At 63.4% G+C, this 19,922-nt stretch carries 21 protein-coding genes; 6 read left to right on the forward strand and 15 right to left on the reverse strand.

What is annotated here, in order from left to right; genetic code table 11:
- Position 1: 1 nt before the first annotated feature.
- Complete coding sequence (locus O3297_RS23360; RefSeq protein WP_305050357.1) at positions 2-730, reverse strand: molecular chaperone; 729 nt, start codon at positions 728-730, stop codon at positions 2-4.
- 12 nt (positions 731-742) lie between these two features.
- Entirely contained in the window at positions 743-1,273 is a 531-nt protein-coding gene (locus O3297_RS23365) for a spore coat protein U domain-containing protein (protein ID WP_305050358.1), read from the reverse strand.
- Positions 1,274-1,622: 349 nt separating this feature from the next.
- On the opposite strand from O3297_RS23365, the gene O3297_RS23370 reads away from it, so the two are divergent.
- Positions 1,623-2,426, forward strand: a complete 804-nt coding sequence (locus O3297_RS23370; RefSeq protein WP_034778482.1) for a response regulator — start codon at positions 1,623-1,625, stop codon at positions 2,424-2,426.
- On the opposite strand, the gene O3297_RS23375 is transcribed toward O3297_RS23370, so the two are convergent.
- Complete coding sequence (locus O3297_RS23375; protein WP_305050359.1) at positions 2,423-4,981, reverse strand: TonB-dependent receptor; 2,559 nt, start codon at positions 4,979-4,981, stop codon at positions 2,423-2,425. The genes O3297_RS23370 and O3297_RS23375 overlap by 4 nt on opposite strands.
- Positions 4,982-5,312: 331 nt before the next feature.
- Positions 5,313-5,903: a nicotinamide riboside transporter PnuC gene (gene pnuC / locus O3297_RS23380; RefSeq protein ID WP_305050360.1), complete on the reverse strand. Its 591-nt coding sequence runs from the start codon at positions 5,901-5,903 to the stop codon at positions 5,313-5,315.
- Positions 5,904-6,132: 229 nt separating this feature from the next.
- Here pnuC and O3297_RS23385 point away from each other — a divergent pair, with 229 nt between their 5' ends.
- Positions 6,133-6,888: an ABC transporter substrate-binding protein gene (locus O3297_RS23385; protein ID WP_305050361.1), complete on the forward strand. Its 756-nt coding sequence runs from the start codon at positions 6,133-6,135 to the stop codon at positions 6,886-6,888.
- Between the two features lie 6 nt (positions 6,889-6,894).
- Here O3297_RS23385 and O3297_RS23390 read toward each other — a convergent pair whose 3' ends face one another.
- Together O3297_RS23390 and O3297_RS23395 are read right to left on the reverse strand one after the other, a co-directional pair.
- Positions 6,895-7,596, reverse strand: a complete 702-nt coding sequence (locus O3297_RS23390) for an isochorismatase family protein (protein ID WP_208672447.1) — start codon at positions 7,594-7,596, stop codon at positions 6,895-6,897.
- A gap of 65 nt (positions 7,597-7,661) precedes the next feature.
- Complete coding sequence (locus O3297_RS23395) at positions 7,662-8,528, reverse strand: pirin family protein (protein ID WP_305050364.1); 867 nt, start codon at positions 8,526-8,528, stop codon at positions 7,662-7,664.
- Positions 8,529-8,647: 119 nt separating this feature from the next.
- Between O3297_RS23395 and O3297_RS23400 the strand changes: the two genes are divergently transcribed.
- Together O3297_RS23400 and O3297_RS23405 are read left to right on the forward strand one after the other, a co-directional pair.
- Positions 8,648-9,553 (forward strand): LysR family transcriptional regulator, encoded by a 906-nt coding sequence (locus tag O3297_RS23400; protein ID WP_034778462.1) that lies wholly within the window; start codon positions 8,648-8,650, stop codon positions 9,551-9,553.
- Positions 9,554-9,599: 46 nt separating this feature from the next.
- Positions 9,600-10,403 carry a metallophosphoesterase family protein gene (locus tag O3297_RS23405; protein ID WP_099395822.1) on the forward strand — a complete coding sequence of 268 codons (804 nt, stop codon included), beginning with the start codon at positions 9,600-9,602 and terminating at the stop codon, positions 10,401-10,403.
- Here the strand turns inward: O3297_RS23405 and O3297_RS23410 are convergent.
- The 3 genes from O3297_RS23410 to bla all read right to left on the reverse strand — a co-directional run bounded on the left by O3297_RS23410 (position 10,400) and on the right by bla (position 13,013).
- Positions 10,400-10,573: a hypothetical protein gene (locus tag O3297_RS23410; RefSeq protein ID WP_305050366.1), complete on the reverse strand. Its 174-nt coding sequence runs from the start codon at positions 10,571-10,573 to the stop codon at positions 10,400-10,402. The two genes, O3297_RS23405 and O3297_RS23410, sit on opposite strands and share 4 nt — an antisense overlap.
- Before the next feature lie 11 nt (positions 10,574-10,584).
- A complete protein-coding gene (locus O3297_RS23415; protein WP_305050368.1) occupies positions 10,585-11,793 on the reverse strand; it encodes an RtcB family protein in 1,209 nt (402 codons plus the stop codon).
- Between the two features lie 275 nt (positions 11,794-12,068).
- The gene (gene bla / locus O3297_RS23420) at positions 12,069-13,013 is read right to left on the reverse strand and encodes a subclass B3 metallo-beta-lactamase (RefSeq protein WP_305050369.1); all 945 of its coding nucleotides are present in this window, start codon (positions 13,011-13,013) and stop codon (positions 12,069-12,071) included.
- An 85-nt stretch (positions 13,014-13,098) separates the two neighbouring features.
- Between bla and O3297_RS23425 the strand changes: the two genes are divergently transcribed.
- On the forward strand, positions 13,099-13,956 hold the full coding sequence (locus tag O3297_RS23425) for a metallophosphoesterase family protein (RefSeq protein WP_305050370.1): 858 nt from the start codon (positions 13,099-13,101) through the stop codon (positions 13,954-13,956).
- Here the strand turns inward: O3297_RS23425 and O3297_RS23430 are convergent.
- Complete coding sequence (locus O3297_RS23430) at positions 13,953-14,480, reverse strand: dihydrofolate reductase family protein (RefSeq protein WP_305050371.1); 528 nt, start codon at positions 14,478-14,480, stop codon at positions 13,953-13,955. The genes O3297_RS23425 and O3297_RS23430 overlap by 4 nt on opposite strands.
- Positions 14,481-14,521: 41 nt before the next feature.
- Here O3297_RS23430 and O3297_RS23435 point away from each other — a divergent pair, with 41 nt between their 5' ends.
- Entirely contained in the window at positions 14,522-15,109 is a 588-nt protein-coding gene (locus O3297_RS23435) for a TetR/AcrR family transcriptional regulator (protein WP_305050372.1), read from the forward strand.
- 7 nt (positions 15,110-15,116) lie between these two features.
- Here the strand turns inward: O3297_RS23435 and O3297_RS23440 are convergent, their stop codons facing one another.
- From O3297_RS23440 to O3297_RS23460, 5 genes are all read right to left on the reverse strand, one after another.
- On the reverse strand, positions 15,117-15,794 hold the full coding sequence (locus O3297_RS23440; protein WP_305050373.1) for a type 1 glutamine amidotransferase domain-containing protein: 678 nt from the start codon (positions 15,792-15,794) through the stop codon (positions 15,117-15,119).
- Between the two features lie 22 nt (positions 15,795-15,816).
- Positions 15,817-16,974 (reverse strand): iron-containing alcohol dehydrogenase, encoded by a 1,158-nt coding sequence (locus tag O3297_RS23445; RefSeq protein WP_305050474.1) that lies wholly within the window; start codon positions 16,972-16,974, stop codon positions 15,817-15,819.
- Positions 16,975-17,063: 89 nt separating this feature from the next.
- A complete protein-coding gene (locus O3297_RS23450; RefSeq protein ID WP_034778440.1) occupies positions 17,064-17,663 on the reverse strand; it encodes a TetR/AcrR family transcriptional regulator in 600 nt (199 codons plus the stop codon).
- Positions 17,664-17,814: 151 nt separating this feature from the next.
- Positions 17,815-18,594: an enoyl-CoA hydratase gene (locus O3297_RS23455; protein ID WP_034778437.1), complete on the reverse strand. Its 780-nt coding sequence runs from the start codon at positions 18,592-18,594 to the stop codon at positions 17,815-17,817.
- Between the two features lie 73 nt (positions 18,595-18,667).
- On the reverse strand, positions 18,668-19,864 hold the full coding sequence (locus tag O3297_RS23460) for an acetyl-CoA C-acyltransferase (protein WP_034778434.1): 1,197 nt from the start codon (positions 19,862-19,864) through the stop codon (positions 18,668-18,670).
- Between the last annotated feature and the right edge of the window lie 58 nt (positions 19,865-19,922).

The raw sequence follows: 19,922 nt of genomic DNA on the forward strand, positions 1-19,922 counted from the left end.
TTCAAGGTGTCGAATTCTTGGCAATGAGTGCCTTGGCATTCACATTTACCGCAATACTCAACGGCCCATCCAGTTCAGCCTCCCTGGCAACGGGCAGGCGCCATACGCGCATGCGTGCCGCCAGGACATAACCAAACAGCCCCTTGCTGATGACAAACTCCTTGCCCGCCTGGTTCGTCAACGTCATCGCACCGATCTGCGCATGGAAATTGCCACTATTCTTGACACGCAACATCCACTCGCCCTGTTCGCGGAACACTTGCCAGTCGAGCACTTCCTTGCCCGGCGCACCGGCCGGCAGCACGAACACGGGCACCGAGTAGCGCAGGCGGATATCGACGCCGCTGCGGCCCGCCTCATCTTCGCGGCTGACTTCATCGATGAGCACGCGATACGTCTTTTCCTGCGCGACAGGGCCAGCCTGGGCACGCACCAGGCGGATCATCTGCCGGCTGTTGGCGGCGATTTCGACGATCGGCGGACTGGCCACCAGTTCCTGCGTCGGCGCCAGCGTTTCCTCGCCATCGCGTTGATCCCAGACGAACACGCGCACCTGCCCGTAGATGGGCTGGTCGCCGAGGTTTTGCAGGCTGATGCCGGCCGCACTCTGTGCGGCACGCAAATTGAGCGTCACCGGCGAAATCTGCAGGCTGGCGCCGTGCGCGCCCGCCGCGCAGCAAGCCAGCAGCGCCAGCACGCCTTTCATCAGGGAAGCAGCACAGGCCTTCACGCAGCGCCTGGCTTAAAAGTAAACGGTAGCCGTGATCGTCGACTTGTAGGTATCGGGGGCCGGTGTCGCTTGCGGCGGAATATTGCCGTACACCGTGATCGGCTGCGATGAGCCGTTGCCGGTGCCGCCGACGGTATTCGTGCCCTGGGTATCGCCCCACAAGGTGCTGCCGGCCGTCTGGTACAGATTGAATTGCACCGTCCCCAGGTTGCCGCCCGTGCCGCTCATATAGCGCGTCGTGCCGGTCGAGCCGGTACCCGAGCCGGCCGTCAAGCCCACGTTATACAGCGTGGTATTGGTGCAGGTGACGTTCACGGTCGTATTGACGTTCACGGCAGTAGCCAGTACGCCCTGACTTTGGCCAAAGTCGAGATTGGCCGCCGCGATGGTGCAATTGGCGATGATTTTCAGGGTGACGTCAAAGGTGGTGTTGGCGCTGCCATTCAGATACACGGCTGCGTCGGCGCCACGAGGCAGGAGCGCCGTGGCGGCAATAGCCACGCTGGCAGCAACGATAAGGCGGGGAAAAATAACTCGCAACATGATACCTCCTGATGATGAAACATCATTAATGAGCCCGCCAATATGGAGGGCGTCGAGGATAGTCACGGTATTGCCGGCGTTTTCTTGGGCACGCAAACCAGGACGACAAAATACTTGCGCCGGGAGTCAGGAATCAAGGGACTCCGGCATTGTTTGCAGCATTGGCAAAACAGATTTTTTGGCAATCGACATTGCTTAAAATCAATGCATGAGTGAATTATTGGCGATCTGGGAAATCCGCGCTTCTTCTCGCGGAGAAACATCTTTTGAAATACGAGAAAAGCAGAAAAAAAAGAAAAAGCGAGGCATAATAAGCCACAACTTGCTTTTTGGTTAAGTCATCCATGCCATGCCATTGACCAGCGAAACCATCAAAAAAAACATCTTGATCGTGGATGATTCCGCGTTCGAGCAGCGCATGCTGATGGAGCTGCTCAGCGAGCAGCCCTACCGTTTCAGCATTGCCTTCAATGGCTACCAGGGCTACCAGCTGGCATTGGCCACGCATCCCGACCTGATCCTGCTCGATGTGCGCATGCCCGAGATGGATGGCTACACGGCATGCCGTCTGCTCAAGGCCAATCCCGAAACGGAAGAGATTCCCGTGATCTTTCTCAGCGGCGCCGATGCAGCCAAGGAACGCATCATGGGCTTGCAGGTGGGAGGCGTCGACTACATTTCGAAGCCGTTCACGCCGGAAGAACTGGCCGCGCGCATCCATATCCACCTGGGTTTGATGCGTAAAAGCAACAGTACCTTGCCGGCAACGGCGCCGATCAGCGACAAGCTGCAGCATCCCGACCTGGTGTTCGTCAATGCGGTCAAACAGCTGATCCTCGACAACCTGGGCAGCCTGCCGAACCTGTCCGAAATCGCCCGCAGCGTGGGCACCTACCGCGAAAAACTGACCCTGATGTTCCGCGAGCAAACGGGCATGACGGTCTTCGCCTTCATCCGCGAAGCGCGCATTGCCCGCGGCGTGGAATTGCTGCAGCAGACGGACATCGACGTGCAGGATATCGCCCTGCTGATCGGCTTTCACAACGCGGGCAACTTCGCCACCGCCTTTCGCGAACGCATGGGCGTTCCCCCCAGCGCCTACCGCCAGCGCCTGCAGGAGCAGACGGGACAGCGGCAGGCGGCGGGCGGTTAGAACTTGTAGTTCAGCTTGAGCGAGGCGAAGCGTCCACGCGGATCGGCTTGCGTATAGTCGAAGCCCGAGGCCGAGTAATCCCAGGGCGCGCGCTTGTTGGCCAGGTTTTGCACGATGAAGGTGACGTTTGCCGCCGGCGTGACTTGCCAGCTGCTGGTCACGTCGAACGTGCTGAAGGCAGCCACCGATTCATCGAGGTGCTGCTGCTGCGCATAGCTGCCCACGTAGTTCCATGTGAGCGTGGACGACCACTTGCCCTGCTCCCAGGTGGCCGACGTGACGCCGCGCCATTTCGGGATGGAGCCGAAGTAGTTGGTGCCGGCGCCATCGGTCAGCGGCGCGCCATCGGACAACGGTTCGGCAAAGCGCAGCACGCGGCTCAATTGGCCGGCCAGCGTCAGCTTGCCCCAGTCCTTGTCGACGAAGCGCTGGCGCAGGTCCAGGTCGATACCCGACACTTCGCGCTGGCCCTGGTTGCGGTACTGGCGGTACAGGGTCGTGATGCGCCCATCGGCATCGCGCGTGATTTTTTGCGGCGCGGTCGCCTCGTTGGCGAGCGTGGTGGTGGCGCTTTCTGTGCCGATCACGCCATCCTGCTTGATACGGTAGTAATCGAGGCCGATGCTCGAACTGCTGGTCGGCGACACCACCACGCCCAGGTTCAGGTTATTCGACCGTTCGGGACGCAGCGCCGTATTGGCGATGGTGATGGCCGTCACGCCGCGCGTCTGTGTCGGCGTGACGGGATCCCTCGGATCGAGCACGCTGACATAGCTGACGGCCGTGCTTTGCGTGATTTCCGGCAGCGATGGCGCGCGGAAACCGCGCGACACGGTGCCGCGCACCAGCAGCCACGGCGCCGCCTGGTAGCGCGCGCTGGCCTTGGGCGAAAACGCATTGCCGAAATCGCTGTAATGATCGGCGCGTCCCGCCAGGTTGACGGACAGGTCCTTCACCACCGGGACGTTGAATTCGGCAAACAGGGCCGACACATTGCGCGAGCCGTTGATGATGTTGATGGCCGGGCGCAGCTCCGTGCCCGACAGCACGGCTGTCGAGGTTTGCGAATCCATCTTTTCGCGGCGCCACTGGGCGCCGGCGGCAAAGCCCAGCGGACCGGCCGGCAGGTCCCAGATATCCTTGGCCGCCGAGAAGTCGAGCGTGTCGAGCGTCGATTCGGCCGGGCGCAGGGTCGACAGGCGCAGGCGGTTGCGCACAGCTTCGCTGTTTTGCGACTGGTCAAAGAAATTGTAGCTGCCGTCGGCCAGCACCTTCTGGAATTCGTAGCGGTTGACGAAGTTCTGCACGGTTTCTTCCAGCTTGCTGCTCGAGTGGCCCACGGCCGCATCCCAGTCCCAGCCCGCCAGGGTGCCTTTGACGCCGGCCAGCGCGCGGTAGAAGGTGACCTTGTCCTGCTTCAGGCGCGGACCCAGGTCGAACAGGGTGGCCGTGAACGGCAGGGGCGTCGCGCCCGGATTGTTCGGGTGGCCGACAGGCAGCACGACGGGAATCGTGTCGAGCGCCTGGGTGGCGTTGTTCCACACGCGCGTGGCATTGTTGACCGTCAACGGCGCGCTGAAGGTCTGGTCGGCGCGCGAATAACTGTGCAGCAAGTCGACATACGCCTCCGTGTCCGCGTTCAGTTTGAATGTGGCACGCGCGGCCGTATGCACGCGCTGGATGCCTGGAATCAGGGTTTTATACGGCGAGGGGTTGTAGGCCAGCACTTGGCCCGTCTTGCCGGGCGTAATGTCGCCATAATTGACCAGCTGCAATGGTCCGCGCACGCCGCCCAAGGTACGGGTCGGGTCCGTGCCCGCATAGTTGGTAATGGCCCAGCCCAGGCTGCCCCGCTGCTGGTTGCGGAAGTCCGCATCGCGCATCCACCCCACGTCGCTTTGCTGCAGCTTGTCGCGCTGCTGCGCATCGATCGAGAAGACCAGGCTGTAGCCGTCTTCCTCGAGCTTGCCAAACCCCGTCTGCAGCGCCGCGCTCTTTTCATGCTGGCCCGTGCCTTGCGTCGAGCCGCCCCACTGCGCCGTGATATCCGTGCCCGTGAATTCCTTGTACAGGATGATGTTGACCACACCGGCCACGGCGTCGGAACCGTAGACGGACGACGCGCCATCCTTGAGCACCTCGATGCGCTGCACGGCCGCCATTGGCAGGCTGTTCAGGTCGACAAAGGTTTCCTGCAGGTTTTGCGCCGTCGCATAGCTGGCCACGCGCTTGCCATTAACCAGGATCAAGGTATTTTTCTGGCCGATGCCGCGCAGCGACAGGCCCGAGGTACCGGCCGAGAAGCTGCCCGTATATTGTTCGTTGTAGCTGTTGCCGCTGTTGGCGGAGATGGCGCGCAGCACGTCCGACACGCTGGTCTTGCCGCTGGCTTTCAATTCCTTGGCCGTGATGACCTGCACGGCGCTGGCGCCCTCCTTTTCGCTGACGCGGATATTCGATCCGGTGACGTTAACACGCAGCATGTCGTCCTCGGCATGGGCGAAGGCAGGAAAGGCGGCGGCGATGGCAAGACTGATGGCGAGTGGTTTGAACATGGTTTCCTCTTATTGGGATTGCAGCCTTTTTCCGATAAAAAAGGCCGAGCAGGGGCACGCGGACCGGGTGGGCCAGCGGGCAAACGACAACGAAATGGATGGATTGACTTAGGGGATGCGTGGACGGGCACGCACCGGCATCCACTGCGCCATGCATTGCATGGTCAGCTGGTGCGGGGCGGCGGAAAAACAGGCAAAAATGGCAAAACGCAACATAAAAAACACCGGTAAGCGGGGAAAGGCCACTATATCCCGGTGTCTTTAGCGCGTGAACGAATTAAAAATTGATTGTATATATGATTTGAATCTAAGGACTTGGTATATGGCAATATCAAGCGTCGGCAATCACCGCAGGCGCCTGCGCCGCGCGGCGTGCCTGCACGCCCCACCAGTACCAGGAAATCAGGGCATTGATCCAGTAGGCCGCATACAGCACGGCCGTCAGGTGCAGGCCGCGGCTATAGTAAAGCGGCACGGCCACGGTATTGACCAGCAGCCAGAAAGCCCAGGTTTCGATGCGCCGGCTCATCAGCAAGAATTGCGCGATGATGCTAAATACCAACACTGCCGAATCGATGAAGGGCGCGTAGGCATTCGTAAAGCGGTGCAGCAGCAGGCCGTAGATCGCCACGGAGGCGATACCGGCCGGTACCACCCAGGCCAGGCTGCGCCAGCCCGTGCGCGTGATCGGCAAGGGCTTGCCGTTGTCGCCGCGCCGCCATTGCAGCCAGCCGATGACGCAGGTGACGATGAAAAACAGCTGCAGCATCACGTCGGCGTACAGGTTGACCTGGAAAAACAGCACGGCAAACAGCACGCAGCCGACCATGCCGATCCACCAGGAATGAATATTATTGCGTCCAGCCAGGATGATGGAGGCAGTCATCAGCACATTGGCGGCGATCTCGAGCGGGGCAGTCAAGCGGTCTTCCTTTGCGGGGCAGTGGTGGCACCGCGCCACTATAGCCGATTACACTGCACGGTGTTCGCCGCGCCGGAGGCGGCACCCATGGGGGAAAGCGGCAAAAAACGCGCAAACATCGAGGAAATGCGAACCAGGCCGGCCTTCAGCGGCCGCAGCCCTTGACTTCCCTGGCCATTCTGGCAAATTGACTATCAAGTTGAAACTCCAGGGAAGCTCCCATATGCGCATGCGCCATCTCCTGTTTGCGGCAGTGCTCGGCGTATCTGCCCTGCCCGCCGTGGCTTGCCGCATGACGATGGCGCTGGAGCAGTGGCCGCCCTATGTCTACCGCGATGCCCAGGACCGCTATACGGGCCTGGACCTGGATTTGCTGAAAGCCATTTTCAAGCAAGCCCGTTGCACCCTGGTCACCTTGCCGGAACTGCCCACGGCGCGGCGCCAGTTGCTGTTCCAGAAAGGGGGACTGGACCTGATGCTGGCCGCGTCGGAGACGCCGGAACGCCAGTCCTATGCGCGCTTTTCCATCCCGTATCGCGACGAAGCCGTGGGACTCTTCAGCAAATCCGGCGCGCCCGGCAGCCAGCGCCAGATCGCCAGCTTTGCGCAGCTCGCGCGCGGCAATGCGACCTTGCTGGCGCCCAAAGTGGGCTGGTATGGCGCGCAGTACGCGGCGGCCCGGCCGGTGCTGGAAAAGGCTGGCCGCCTGAATGCGTTCGGCAGCTTCCAGCAAGGCGTGCGCATGCTTGATGCGGGCCGCGCCGACCTGCTGCTGGGCGACGTGCTGGCCGTGCGCCACGAAGCGCGCCTGCAGGGCGTCGCCTTGAGCATCCTGCCCTTCCTGGCCCTGCGCGCCCCCGTGCACCTGATGCTCAATGCGCGCACGACCAGCGCCGCCGACCTGGCGCGCCTGAACGCCGCCATCACGCACCTGGAACAGCGCGGCGTGCTGGCGGCGATACGCAACAGCTACGAAGCACCGTAGCGGAGGTCAGCCCTTCGATGCCGCCTCGAGGATTTCCAGCTTCGTTTCGCGGCCATTCTTTTGCACGCCCTGCGCCTTGTCGTAGCTTTCGATCAGGGCGCGGTACGGCGGCACGATATGGTCGGTCATGATGGCGGCGAATTCCATCGCGTCGGCGCGGTTCCAGGTGCTCATCACTTCAGCCAGCACGGCATACGTGTCGATCGGCACGGCGCCGGCCTGCGTCACGCGCGCCATGGTGATATCGGTGGCCATCTTCGACCAGTTGCCCGAGGCATCGATGATGGCAAACACCTTGTAGCCGGCCGCCAGCGCGCTGATGGTGGGAAAAGCCATGCACACGCTGGTGAGCGTGCCGGCGATCAGCAGGGTCTTGCGGCCCGTCTTTTCGATGGCGTCGACCCAGGCCGGATTGTCCCAGGCGTTGATCTGGCCCGTGCGCGGGATGTAGACGGCGTCCGGGTTGAAATGGTGGATTTCCGGGATCAATGGGCCGTTCGGGCCGTCCGGCACGGAGGCGGTGGTAAACGTCGGCATGTTGGCCAGGCGCGACAGCTTGGCCAGCGCCGTGACGTGGCCGCGCAGCACGTGCTGCTCGATGTCGCGCACCAGCTGGAACAAACCGCTCTGGTGGTCGATCAGCAGCATGACGGCGTCGTCGGGATCGATCATCGGTGGCAAACCTTGGAAGTTGGCGGGGGTGCTCATGGTGGTCTCCTCAAAAACCATGCCGCGGGATGCGGCATGGGTACTGCATAAATTAATGACGCACATTACGGCGCGATACGGGCGAAGCGGCCGCTGTTGAAATCCTCGAATGCCTGCACGATTTCCGCTTCGCTGTTCATGACGAACGGACCGTGGCCGACGATCGGTTCGTCGATCGGCTCGCCGCTCAGCAGCAGAACCACGGCGTCGTTGTTCGCTTCGATGGTGATGCTGTCGCCATCGCGCTCGAACAGCGCCATCTGCGCTTCGCGCACCACGCTCTCGCCATTGACCAGCACCGTGCCGTGCAGGACGATCAGCGCCGTGCTCCAACCCCTCGTCACGGGCAGCTCCGTCAGCTTGCCCTGAGCCAGGCGCATGTCCCACACCTGCATCGGCGAAAACGTGCGGGCCGGGCCATGCTGGCCGTCGAAGTCGCCGGCGATCACGCGCAACGAACCGGCATCGTCCGGCAGCGCCACCGTGGGAATCGTATCGCCGGTGATGGCCTGGTAGCCGGGCGCCGTCATCTTGTTTTGGGCCGGCAGGTTCACCCACAGCTGCACCATTTCCAGGGTGCCGCCCGACTGCGTGAAGGCAGGCGAGTGAAACTCTTCATGCAGGATGCCGGCGCCGGCCGTCATCCATTGCACGTCGCCGGGGCCGATCACGCCGCCCTGACCCGTCGAATCGCGGTGCGCCACTTCGCCCTTGTAGACGATGGTCACCGTTTCAAAGCCGCGGTGCGGGTGCGAACCGACGCCGGGCGGACGGGTGCCGGGGGCAAATTCGGCAGGGCCGGCATAGTCGAGCAGCAGGAAGGGGCTCAGCTGCTTGCCATGGCCGTTATATGAAAACATCGAGCGCACGGGGAAACCGTCGCCGACCCAGTGCTGGCGGGGTGCGCTGTAGATACCTGTGACTGTGTTCATCTCGATCTCCTGTTGGGGTTTGCATTACGATGAAGACAGAATACGCTTGCAACGATGAAGCCGGTAGACGGTAAAATCCGCCATCAGCGTTCCAAAAATAGAACGATCAAGGAGATGGCATGCAGGACTTGAATGACTTGTATTACTTTGTGCAGGTGGTCGACCATGGCGGCTTCGCGCCGGCCGGGCGCGCGCTGGGCATGCCGAAATCAAAACTGAGCCGGCGCATCGCCCTGCTGGAAGAGCGCCTCGGCGCGCGCCTGCTGCAGCGCACGACGCGGCATTTTTCCGTCACCGACGTGGGCCAGACGTTTTACGAGCATTGCAAGGCCATGCTGGTGGAAGCGGAGGCGGCGCAGGAAGCGATCGAACTGACGCGGGCCGCGCCACGGGGCACGGTGCGCCTGTCCTGTCCCATCGCCCTGCTGCACTCCCTGGTCGCGCCCATGCTGGCCGGCTTCATGCGCGAACATCCGCAGGTCACGCTGCTGCTGGAAGCGAGCAACCGCCGCGTCGACCTGGTAGCCGAAGGCATCGACGTGGCCATCCGCGTGCGTCCGCCGCCGCTGCCCGACAGCGACCTGGTGCTGCGCGTGCTGGCCGAACGCAGCCAGTGCATGGTGGGCAGTCCGCTGCTGTTCGCCGGCGCGCCCGTGCCGAAGGCGCCGGCCGACCTGGCCGACTGGCCCAGCCTGGCCCTGGGCACGCCGCAACAGCACTACCAGTGGGATTTGTACGGCCCCGATGGCGCGCGCGCCCAGTTGCGCCACGTGCCGCGCTTCGTCACGGGCGACATGCTGACCCTGCGCGATGCGGCCGTGGCAGGCGTGGGCGTGGTGCAGCTGCCGACCATGATGATCACCGAACAGGTGGCCGATGGCAGCCTGCTGCCGCTGATGGAGCAGTGGCGGCCGCAGCGCGAAATCATCCACGCCGTTTTCCCGTCGCGGCGCGGCCTGCTGCCGGCCGTGCGTACGCTGATCGACTACCTGGCGCACAGCTTCGCCGCGCTGGAGGAAGAGTGAGGGTTTTCAGGTACGATGGCATACCCTCCAATCGCCTGGATACCGCATGCGTTTATTGATTTTGTCGGACCTGCACCACGAATTATGGCGCGACGAAGCGCCGCAGGGCGACCTCGCACTCAGCTGCCCCGACGCCGTGATCCTGGCCGGCGACATCGACACGGGCGCCCGCGCCGTCGCCTGGGCCGCCAGCACATTCGCGGGCCTGCCCGTGCTGTACGTGCATGGCAACCACGAAGGCTATGGCCACCACCTCGACAAGGTGCGCCAGGAGCTGCGCGCGCTCTGTGCGGCCACTGACAACGTGCATTTTCTCGACGCTGATACCCACGTCATCACCGACAAGGCTGGCAACGCCGTGCGCTTCCTGGGCGCCACCCTGTGGACGGATTTCCGCCTGCTGGGCGACGATACGCGCCAGTCGGCCATGCGCGACGCGGAAGCCGTCATGAACGACTACAAGCGCATCCGCCTGGCCAGCATGGGCTTTCGCAAGCTGCGCGCGGCCGACACGGCCATGTTCCACGCGCAGCAAAAAGCCTGGCTGGCGCGCGAACTGGCGCAGCCATTCCATGGCGCTACCGTCGTCATCAGCCACATGGCGCCGTCGCTGCTTTCGGTCGATGATGCCTACGGCAACGAAGGGTGTTCGCCCGCCTATGCCTCTCGCCTGGACGAGCTGGCCGCGCAGGCGGACCTGTGGGTACATGGCCACATCCACGCCTCGCGCGACTACCGCATCGGCCAGTGCCGCGTCGTATCCAACCCCTGCGGCTACAAGACGCGCAGCGGCACGCCGCAAAATCCCCAGTTCAACCCGAACTTCATCGTCGAACTGGGCACGCCCTAGTCGTCGGCCTTCAGGCGCCCCGCCAGCAATTGCTGCAGGCGGTGCTTGCCGGCCCGGCGTGCCGCGCGCGGCGACGCTACCGACTGGTGCGCGCCGGCGCCGCCGCGCAGCCTGGCGGCTGCCACCAGCGGATTGCGCGGCTTGGGCGAGGCTTTTACTTTGATCTTCATGGTTTCTCCTTTCAGCCCTTGATGCAGACGACCTGGCGCAAGGTATGCACCACTTCCACCAGGTCGCTCTGGTGCGCCATGACGGCGTCGATATTTTTATAGGCGGCCGGGATCTCGTCGACCACGCCGCCATCCTTGCGGCACTCGATGCCGGCCGTCTGCTCGGCGAGGTCGAAGCGGTTGAAGCGGCGCTTCGCCTCGCTGCGACTCATGCTGCGCCCCGCCCCGTGCGAGCAGGAACAGAACGATTCCGGGTTGCCCTTGCCGCGCACGATGAAGCTGCGTGCCCCCATGCTGCCGGGGATGATGCCCAGCTCGCCCTGCCGCGCTGAAATGGCGCCCTTGCGCGTCACATATAAATCCTCATTGCCATGCGTTTCGTGCGCAATGTAGTTGTGATGGCAGTTGATCGCTTCGCCATCAAGCCGGAACGGCGGTGCATGCTTCGCCAGCGCGTCGAGCACGCGGCGCATCATTTCACTGCGGTTGAGCAGCGCATAATCCTGCGCCCAGTCCACCGCCTCCACGTAGTCGTCGAAGACCGTGGAACCTTCGCTGAGGTACGCCAGGTCGGCGTCCGGCAGCTGCAGCTGGTGGCGCCGCATGTCCTTCTGCGCCGCAGCGATGAAGTAACGGCCAATCACGTTGCCGATGCCGCGCGAACCCGAATGCAGCATGATCCACACGCGCTGTTCCTCGTCAAGGCAGATTTCGATGAAGTGATTGCCGCCGCCCAGGGTGCCTGCCTGGCAGATCCACGTGCGCTCGAACTGGCGCAGCATCTTGGCGATGCCGCGGTGACGCTCGACGATGTGCGCCAGGCGGTCGCCGAGGGGCCGCACGGCGCGCGCCTGGCGCGAGCCTTGCACGCGGCTCCATTCGTGCTGCTCGAAGCCGACGGGTACTTCCGCTTCGATGGCGCTGCGCAGACGCGCCAGGTTGTCGGGCAGGTCGCTGGCTGTCAGGGTCGTGCGCACAGCATTCATGCCGCAGCCGATGTCGACGCCAACGGCGGCCGGGATGATGGCGCCGCGCGTGGGAATCACACTGCCGACGGTGGCGCCGATGCCGGCATGCACGTCAGGCATGGCCGCCACATGCGGATGGACGATGGGCAGGCTGGCAATATTGTGCAACTGGCGCAGCGCCTGCGCGTCGATATCGTCGGTAAAAATATGCACGGGCACATAGGTGCCGTGCAATGTCTGATGGATGGGCATAACGTATTCCTTGGTCTTGTCGTTATGCCGGGGCCCCTATGAAACAAAAAACCCCGGCGAGTTTCCTCACCGGGGTTTGAAGGACACCGGCTCGGGATCGGCAATGTGCCGATGGCCCCGAGCGTCATGCACGGGGCTAGTGGTCGTACTTGCTGCCAGCCTGCTCGAACATGGGTTTCCTTTCTTTTATCTGGTTAATCTGAACTGCGGACGACGATTCTGCACCTTATGCTGCAGTGCGTCAACCGCTTTTCATGGCGAAGACGCCAACGTTGTTATTTTGTCGCAGCCGCTTTTTCTTTCGCGATGCGGGCATCGAGCTTGGCTTCATTTTTGGCCGCGTAATGGCTGCACGCCTGCGCATCGATGAAGGGATTCGGCGTGATGCCTTCCAGCAATTGCGTCAGCTTCTGGTCGCCGCCGGAGTGGTCGGGGTGGGCCGAGATCAGGATATCGCACGGTAGCCGGGCAAAGTCCTGCATGACGCGGCGGAAAGCCGGCGTCAGGTCCGCATGGCGTTCATCGCCCAGGTAGTGAAAATCGTCGGCCGCCACCGGCGTGAGGCTCGCGCCGAACACCACGCTCAGGCATTCCTTGCGCTCCGCATCCTCGCACGACACCCAGGTCCAGCTGGTGCTGCCAGGCGTATGGCCTGGCGTGTAGCGCGCCGTGATGGTCACGTCGCCCAGCTGCAGGGTTTCGCCATCGGCAATCTCGCGCACATTCTCCACGGCCGGCATGGGATCGATTTCGCCCGCTTGCGGGTCCATGGCGAGCACCGATCCCGCGCGCAGCGCCTGCGCGCCGAGCGGGCTGGCGATCACTTGCGCGCCGCTGTCGCGGGCCAGGGCGGCGATGCCGCCCGAATGGTCGAAATGCGCTTCCGTATTCAGAATGAACTTGATGTCTTCCAGGCGAAAGCCCAGCTCGAGGATATGTTCCTTGATGGCGGCTACCGATTGCGGCAACGCGCCATCGATCAGGATCAAACCTTCGCGCGTGTCGATCAGCACCACGCTCAAGCCGCCCACGCCCACATAATACGTGTCGCCATGGATGCGCGCCGGTTGCTGCGGACGGTTCCACTGCGCCGCATACGGCGAGGCGATCGGCTGCGTCAAGGGATCGGCGGCGGGCGTGGCGGCATGCGCGGCAAACGGCAGCGCCATGGCGGCCAGCGCGATACTGAGCAAGGTCTTGGGAAAGAAGAAAGGCGGCATGCGGCTCCAATAATGAGTGTGCGGTATTCGATGCCACAGGGTAACGTCGCTACCCTCGCGCGGTCAAGCGGACGGACGCAGCGACATGCGCTACGATAGAGGCCCATTGACTGCCGTGCGCCTCGCCGCGCCTCCTGCCATGCGTTTGCTGATCCTGTCCGACCTGCACCTGGAAGTCTGGGGCGAAGACACGCCCGCCATCGATCTTGCCGCCTGCCGACCCGACGTGGTGATCCTGGCCGGCGACATCGATACGGGCAGCAATGCCATCGCCTGGGCCGCGCGCACCTTCGGCTCCCTGCCCGTGCTGTACGTGCACGGCAATCACGAGGGCTATGGGCATCAGCTGGAACACATGCAGGATGCCGTGCGCGACGCCTGCGCCAGCGCCAATGCGCAGGGCGCCAGCATCCGCCTGCTCGACGGCGATGCCGTGGTACTGAACGGCGTGCGCTTCCTCGGCGTCACGCTGTGGACGGATTTTCTGCTGTTCGGCGTGGAGCGCCGGAACGAAGCCTTGAACGCGGCGCAAAGCTACATGCCCGACTACAAGCGCATCAGCACGGGCGGCGACACGCCGCGTCTCTTGTGCGCGGCCGACACAGCGCAGCTGCACGCGCAGCACCGCGCCTGGCTGGAGCAGCAAATGGCGCTACCCTTCGATGGCAAGACCGTCGTCATCACGCACATGGCGCCCTCGATGCTGTCGGTGGAAGAGCAATACGCGACGAACCTGGGCTCGCCCGCCTTCGCCTCGCAGCTGGACGCGCTGGTGGCGCAGGCGGATCTGTGGGTGCATGGCCACATGCACGCTTCGCTCGACTACCGCGTCCAGGACTGCCGCGTGGTCTGCAACCCCTGCGGCTACAAGCGGCCCGATGGCACGCCGGAGAATGAACGCTACGATTCCGGCTTCATCATCGACCTCTCCAGCGCGGTTTAATTTTTCCGATAGCGCAGCTGCACCACGCCGCTGGGCAGCTGGCGCGTGAAGTCCAGGCGCCAGTCGCTGCGCGGCAAGCCATCCTCGAACAGGCGCACGCCCCTGCCCAGCACCACGGGCAGCACGGACAAGGTCAGGCTGTCGATGGCGCCTTCGCGCAAGCCGGCACGGATGACGGCGCCGCCATCGAGATACACGTGGCGGCAGCCCTCCTCTGCCAACCCCTCCAGCACTGTCCGCACGCTGCCTTCGCGGCGCTGCTCGCCATGGCGCGGCGCGAAGTCGCGGTGGCTGAGTACCACCACGCGCTTGCCCGCATATGGCCACGGTTCGAAGCCCAGCACAGCGTCATACGTGGTGCGGCCGATCAGCAGGGTATCGACTTGATCCATCAATGCCGTGTAGCCGGTGGCGTCGGGCGAGTCGGGGGCCAGTTCGGCCAGCCAGGACAAGTCTCCATTTTCTCCGGCGATGCAGCCGTCGATGCTGATGCCGAGAAAAACGCTGACAGAAGTTTTTTTCATGGGTGTGCTTTCATTTAATTCTACAGTGTAGAATTATGCCCATGAAAACCCCAAAACTTCAAGTCATCGGATCTGCCGTGCGCCGCGCCGGGCGTCCGCGCCGCGCCCTCCCCGCATTGGACAACGCCAGCATCCTGCAAGCGGCCCTGGTCCTGCTGGAAGAAAAGGGCGAAGCGTTTTCCATGCGCGCGCTGGCGCAAAGCCTGGGCGTCGACGCCATGGCCCTGTATCACTACTACGCGGGAAAAGAGGAATTATTGCAAGCGTTGATGGCGCAGCGTTTTGCCGCGCTCGATCCGTGCCAGCCGCCGTTTACGCGGCGCCAGGCGGCGCCACGGCGTGTGCTCGCGCTGTGCGCGCTATACCTGGAGCTGGTCAGCGCCACGCCGTATTTCGTGCGCCTGATGGCGCGCGGACTGGTGGCGCAAGCCGATGTGGCCGAGCGGTTTGCGGCACTGTTCGAGCTGGCTGTGGAGGGCCTCGACCTGGACAAGAAAACCCGTCAGCGCGGGCGCGATGCGCTTGTCGATTTCCTGCACGGCTATGCGCTGGCGGGCAGGCCCGCCAGCGACACAGCCTGGCATGCTTCGGTCGGCCTGATCCTGGCAGGCATGGCCGCCCGGAACTAGCCGGGCATCAGGCCAGCAGCTTGAGCAGCGCCTGCGCGGCCGCTTCCGACGACGCGGGATTCTGGCCCGTGACCAGCAAGCCATCGGTGACGGCATACGGCTGCCAGTCGCCCAGCTTCGAGTAGACGCCGCCGTTTGCCTTCAGCATGTCCTCGACCAGGAAAGGCACGATCGCGCTCAAGCCGACGGCGTCTTCCTCGGTATTCGTAAAGCCCGTCACCTGCTTGCCACGCACCAGCGGCGTACCGTCGATTGCCTTCACGTGACGCAGCACGCCGGGCGCGTGGCAGACGGCGGCGACCGGCTTGCCGGCGGCGATCATCTGTTCGATCAGCGCGATCGAGTGCGGATCTTCGGCCAGGTCCCACAGCGGGCCATGGCCGCCCGGATAGAACACGGCGTCAAAGTCAGCGGCCTTCACGTCGGCCAGCTTGCCCGTGTTGGCCAGCACGGCTTGCGCATCGGCGTCCTGCTTGAAGCGGCGCGTGGCATCCGTTTGCGAATCCGGCTCGTCGCTTTTCGGGTCCAGCGGCGGCTGGCCGCCCAGCGGCGAAACGACCGTCAGCTTCGCGCCCGCTTCTTGCAGCGCATAGTAGGGCGCGGCGAATTCTTCCAGCCAGAAACCGGTTTTCTTGCCGGTGTTACCGAGTTTGTCGTGCGAGGTGAGTACCATCAGGATGTTCATGTTGCTTCCTTTTATGTCAGGGTTACAGTGCTGCTTCGAGGATACGGCGGCTGCGCGCGAGGTCGATATCGCGGTGTTCGCCGAGGGAGGTCATGCCATGTGCTTCCAATTGCGTCAGTACCGCTTCCACCGCTTCCTGGCCCAGCTGATAGGCCGACAAACGGGTCGGGATGCCCAGCCCTTCAAAGAAGGCGCGGGTGCGGGCGATGGCCGCGGTTATGCGCTCGTCGTCGCTGCCCTCCGTGATGTTCCAGACACGCTCGCCATACTGTAGCAATTTGCCGCGTTTCTGCTCGCGCTGCACGTCCAGCAGCGCGGGCAGCACCAGGGCCAGGGTGCGCGCATGGTCGATGTCGTACAGGGCCGTCAGTTCGTGGCCGATCATGTGGGTGGCCCAGTCCTGCGGCACGCCGGCGCCGATCAGGCCATTCAGCGCCAGGGTGGCGGTCCACATCAGGTTGGCGCGGGTGGCGTAATCGTCGGGCGATGCGACGGCCTGCGGCGCGATTTCGACCAGGGTCTGCAGCAAGCCTTCGGCAAAGCGGTCCTGCACCTTCGCCTGCACCGGATAGGTCAGATACTGTTCCGTGGTGTGCACAAAGGCGTCGACCAGGCCGTTGGCCACCTGCGTGGCCGGCAAGGTAAACGTTTTGCTGGGGTCGAGTACGGAAAATTGCGGATACAGCAGCGGGTTGCGAAAACTCAGCTTGTCATGCGTGGCTTTTTTCGTCACCACGCCGCCGCTGTTCATTTCCGACCCCGTGGCCGGCAAGGTGAGTACCGTGCCAAACGGCAGGGCGCGCTGCACATTGGCGCCGCCGCGCTCGGCGATTTCCCACGGCTCGCCGTCGTACAGGGCGGCGGCGGCGACGAACTTGGTGCCATCGATCACCGAGCCGCCACCGACGGCCAGCAGGAAGTCCAGCTTTTCGTTGCGCACCTGGGCCACGGCGCGCATCAGGGTTTCATAGCTGGGATTGGGTTCGATGCCGCCAAACTCCTGCACGCTGCGCTGGCCCAGCGCGGCGCGTACCTCGACCAGAGTGCCGGTCTTTTCCGCGCTGGCGCCGCCGTACAAAATCAGCACGCGCGCATCGGGCGGCACCAGCGTGGACAATTTGGCGACGGTATCAAGACCGAAGACGATACGGGTCGGGTTATGGAATTCAAAATTTTTCATCATGTCGCTCCTTATTATTAGACTGGTCGTCTAGAATGCAGTTCAAAAAAATGCGGACGATTGTCATCCGCGTACCTGGCGCCCGCTCATTAGTCCGGCGGCAGCTGCAACATCGCCAGGGTCGCCCGCCAGGCAGTTTGCAGGGCGCTGGCATCGCGCCGCAGCTTGGTCAGCATCGCCGCGCCCAGCCATAGCTGGTACAAGGTGGCAGCCATCTGCGCCGGATCAGCCACCGATGGCAGCGAGTCGTCCACCCTGCCCCGCGCGATGGCCAGCGCCAGCCTGGCGATGATGCGGTGGGTGCCATCGAGCAGCGCCACGCGCATCGGTTCCGACATGTCCGCCACTTCGCTGCTGAGCTTGACCACCAGGCAGCGGCAGTCGCAGCCGCTGCCATCGAGGCTTTCGCTCGTCCAGCTGGCCCAATACGCCATCAGCGATTGCGCCGCGTTCTGGCCGGGCTGGCCCAGCACGAGCTCCATTTCGTCCAGGTAGCCGGTGACGTAATCTTCCAGCATCGCTTCGCCAAACAATTCCTTGGACTTGAAGTAATGGTAGAACGAGCCCTTGGGCACGTCGGCGGCCGACAAGATCTCGTTCAGTCCCACGCCGGCAAAGCCCTTGCGCGTGATGATGGCCTTGCCCTGGTCGATAATGTGCTGGCGCACGTCGGTGTATTCAGCTTTCATGCGAGGCATTGTAGCACAATTAGACCAGTCGTCTAGAATAAATTAAACCCAGAAACAAATTCTGGGGTCAGACCCTCAAGGCCGCTAACGCAGAGGCTTGCGCCAGAGGGCGCGGGGGTCTGACCCCGGCAGCCGCAGTCGGCCAGCCAGCTTAGGCAAACTTCTTGAAATCCGGCTTCCTCTTTTCAAAGAAGGCCGTAAACGCTTCCTTCGCTTCGGCGCCGCCCAGCATGGCGCTGAACAGTTTGTTTTCGTCGGCGATGGCCGCCTTCATCGGTTCCATGCGGCTTTGCTTCATCAGGCGCTTGGTGGCGCGGATCGAGGCAGCTGGCAGGGCCACCAGCTTGGCCGCCTGGCCTTGCGCGAAGGTCATCAAGTCATACAGGGGCACGACCTTCGACACCAGGCCCATTTCCAGCGCTTCGCTGGCCGGGAACGCTTCGCCCAGCATCAGCTTTTCCGCCGCGCGCGGGTAGCCGGCCAATTGCGTGAGCAGCAGGCTGGAGCCGAATTCCGGGCACAGGCCCAGTTGCGTGAACGGCATCGAGAAGCTGGCGTTGTCTGCCGCGTAGACCAGGTCGCAGTGCATCAGCAAGGTGGTGCCGATGCCGATGGCCGGGCCGGACACGGCTGCCACCACGGGCTTGCTGCTGCCGTACAGGGCGCGCATGAACTGGAACACGGGACGGTCGTGGTCGAGCGAGCCATCCTTCGGGCGCGCCGTCTTCATGAAGTCATCGAGGTCGTTGCCGGCCGTGAAAATCTCGCGCTTGCCGCAGATCAGGATGGCGCGTACTTCATCATCCGTCTCGGCCGCCACCAGCGCATCGGCCAGGGTCTGGTACATGGCGCCCGTGATCGCATTCTTGCGTTCCAGGCGGTTGAATTCCAGGGTCAGGATGCCCTCGCTCTTGCTGCACAAAATATCCATGTCGTCTCCAAAAAGATAAAGGGCGCCGGAGTCATCCCACAGCGCCCTGTTTTATTGCTTTACTCAGCCAGACTTATACGCGTTCAAAAATTCCGGCCGCGCCCATGCCGGCGCCCACGCACATCGTGACCATGCCGTACTTCTGCTTGGTGCGCTGCAGCGCGTGGATCACGGTGGCGGCGCGGATGGCACCGGTGGCGCCCAGCGGGTGGCCCAGGGCGATCGCGCCGCCCATCGGGTTGACCTTTGCCGGGTCCAGGCCCAGGTCGCCGATGACGGCCAGTGCCTGTGCCGCAAACGCTTCGTTCAGCTCGATCCAGTCCAGTTGGTCTTGCGTGATGCCGGCGGCGGCGCACGCTGCGGGAATGGCGAATTTCGGACCGATGCCCATGATTTCCGGCGGCACGCCGCGCACGGCGAACGAGGAGAATTTCGCCAGCGGGGTCAGGTTATGCTCGCGCAGGATTTTTTCGCTGACGATCAGCAGCGCGCCGGCGCCGTCGGACATCTGCGAGCTGTTGGCAGCGGTAACGCTGCCCTTGGCGGCGAAGACGGGCTTCAGCTTGGCCAGCGACTCCATCGACGAATCGGCGCGCGCGCCTTCGTCCGTGTCGACGGTGCGACGGCTCACGTCGACCTGACCGGTAGCCAGGTTCGGCGTGCGCGTGATGATTTCCACGGGCGTCGTTTCCGCCTTGAAGAAACCGGCTTGCTGCGCGGCGATGGCGCGGCGGTGCGATTCAACGGAGAACGCGTCCTGCTGTTCGCGCGACACTTTCCATTGCTGCGCCACTTTTTCGGCCGTCAGGCCCATGCCGTAAGCCATGCCGATGTTCTCGTCGCTGAACATGTCGAGGTTCATCGATGGATGGTGGCCCATCATCGGCACCATCGACATCGATTCGATGCCGCCGGCGATCATCACGTCGGCTTCGCCCACGCGGATGCGGTCGGCTGCCATGGCAATGGCCGTGATGCCCGAAGCGCAGTAGCGGTTGACGGTGACGCCGCCGACGGTTTTCGGCAAGCCGGCCAGCAGCACCGAGTTACGCGCGATATTGAAGCCCTGCTCCGCTTCCGGGAACGAGCAGCCGATGATGGCGTCGGTGATCAGCGCAGGGTCGAGGCCAGGCGCTTGCGCCAGGGCCGATTGCAGCACGCGCACCAGCAGGTCGTCCGGGCGGGTGTTCTTGAACATGCCGCGCGGCGCCTTGCCGATCGGGGTGCGGGTTGCAGAGACGATGTAGGCGTCTTGAAGTTGTTTGCTCATTTTATGCTTTCAAAGATGTTGAACGAGGTTCGTGTTCTGTCGAATGTCCGGGGTAGAG

This window comes from Janthinobacterium sp. SUN128, from assembly GCF_030587275.1.
Taxonomy (GTDB): Bacteria; Pseudomonadota; Gammaproteobacteria; order Burkholderiales; family Burkholderiaceae_D; genus Janthinobacterium; species Janthinobacterium lividum.

Coding starts and splice junctions, on each gene's coding strand:
- O3297_RS23365 (WP_305050358.1), bottom strand. CDS start 1,273: ATGTTGCGAGTTATTTTTCCCCGCCTTATCGTTGCTGCCAGCGTGGCT.
- O3297_RS23370 (WP_034778482.1), top strand. CDS start 1,623: ATGCCATTGACCAGCGAAACCATCAAAAAAAACATCTTGATCGTGGAT.
- O3297_RS23375 (WP_305050359.1), bottom strand. CDS start 4,981: ATGTTCAAACCACTCGCCATCAGTCTTGCCATCGCCGCCGCCTTTCCT.
- O3297_RS23385 (WP_305050361.1), top strand. CDS start 6,133: ATGCGCCATCTCCTGTTTGCGGCAGTGCTCGGCGTATCTGCCCTGCCC.
- O3297_RS23390 (WP_208672447.1), bottom strand. CDS start 7,596: ATGAGCACCCCCGCCAACTTCCAAGGTTTGCCACCGATGATCGATCCC.
- O3297_RS23395 (WP_305050364.1), bottom strand. CDS start 8,528: ATGAACACAGTCACAGGTATCTACAGCGCACCCCGCCAGCACTGGGTC.
- O3297_RS23400 (WP_034778462.1), top strand. CDS start 8,648: ATGCAGGACTTGAATGACTTGTATTACTTTGTGCAGGTGGTCGACCAT.
- O3297_RS23405 (WP_099395822.1), top strand. CDS start 9,600: ATGCGTTTATTGATTTTGTCGGACCTGCACCACGAATTATGGCGCGAC.
- O3297_RS23410 (WP_305050366.1), bottom strand. CDS start 10,573: ATGAAGATCAAAGTAAAAGCCTCGCCCAAGCCGCGCAATCCGCTGGTG.
- O3297_RS23415 (WP_305050368.1), bottom strand. CDS start 11,793: ATGCCCATCCATCAGACATTGCACGGCACCTATGTGCCCGTGCATATT.
- bla (WP_305050369.1), bottom strand. CDS start 13,013: ATGCCGCCTTTCTTCTTTCCCAAGACCTTGCTCAGTATCGCGCTGGCC.
- O3297_RS23425 (WP_305050370.1), top strand. CDS start 13,099: ATGCGCTACGATAGAGGCCCATTGACTGCCGTGCGCCTCGCCGCGCCT.
- O3297_RS23430 (WP_305050371.1), bottom strand. CDS start 14,480: ATGAAAAAAACTTCTGTCAGCGTTTTTCTCGGCATCAGCATCGACGGC.
- O3297_RS23435 (WP_305050372.1), top strand. CDS start 14,522: ATGAAAACCCCAAAACTTCAAGTCATCGGATCTGCCGTGCGCCGCGCC.
- O3297_RS23440 (WP_305050373.1), bottom strand. CDS start 15,794: ATGAACATCCTGATGGTACTCACCTCGCACGACAAACTCGGTAACACC.
- O3297_RS23445 (WP_305050474.1), bottom strand. CDS start 16,974: ATGAAAAATTTTGAATTCCATAACCCGACCCGTATCGTCTTCGGTCTT.
- O3297_RS23450 (WP_034778440.1), bottom strand. CDS start 17,663: ATGAAAGCTGAATACACCGACGTGCGCCAGCACATTATCGACCAGGGC.
- O3297_RS23455 (WP_034778437.1), bottom strand. CDS start 18,594: ATGGATATTTTGTGCAGCAAGAGCGAGGGCATCCTGACCCTGGAATTC.
- O3297_RS23460 (WP_034778434.1), bottom strand. CDS start 19,864: ATGAGCAAACAACTTCAAGACGCCTACATCGTCTCTGCAACCCGCACC.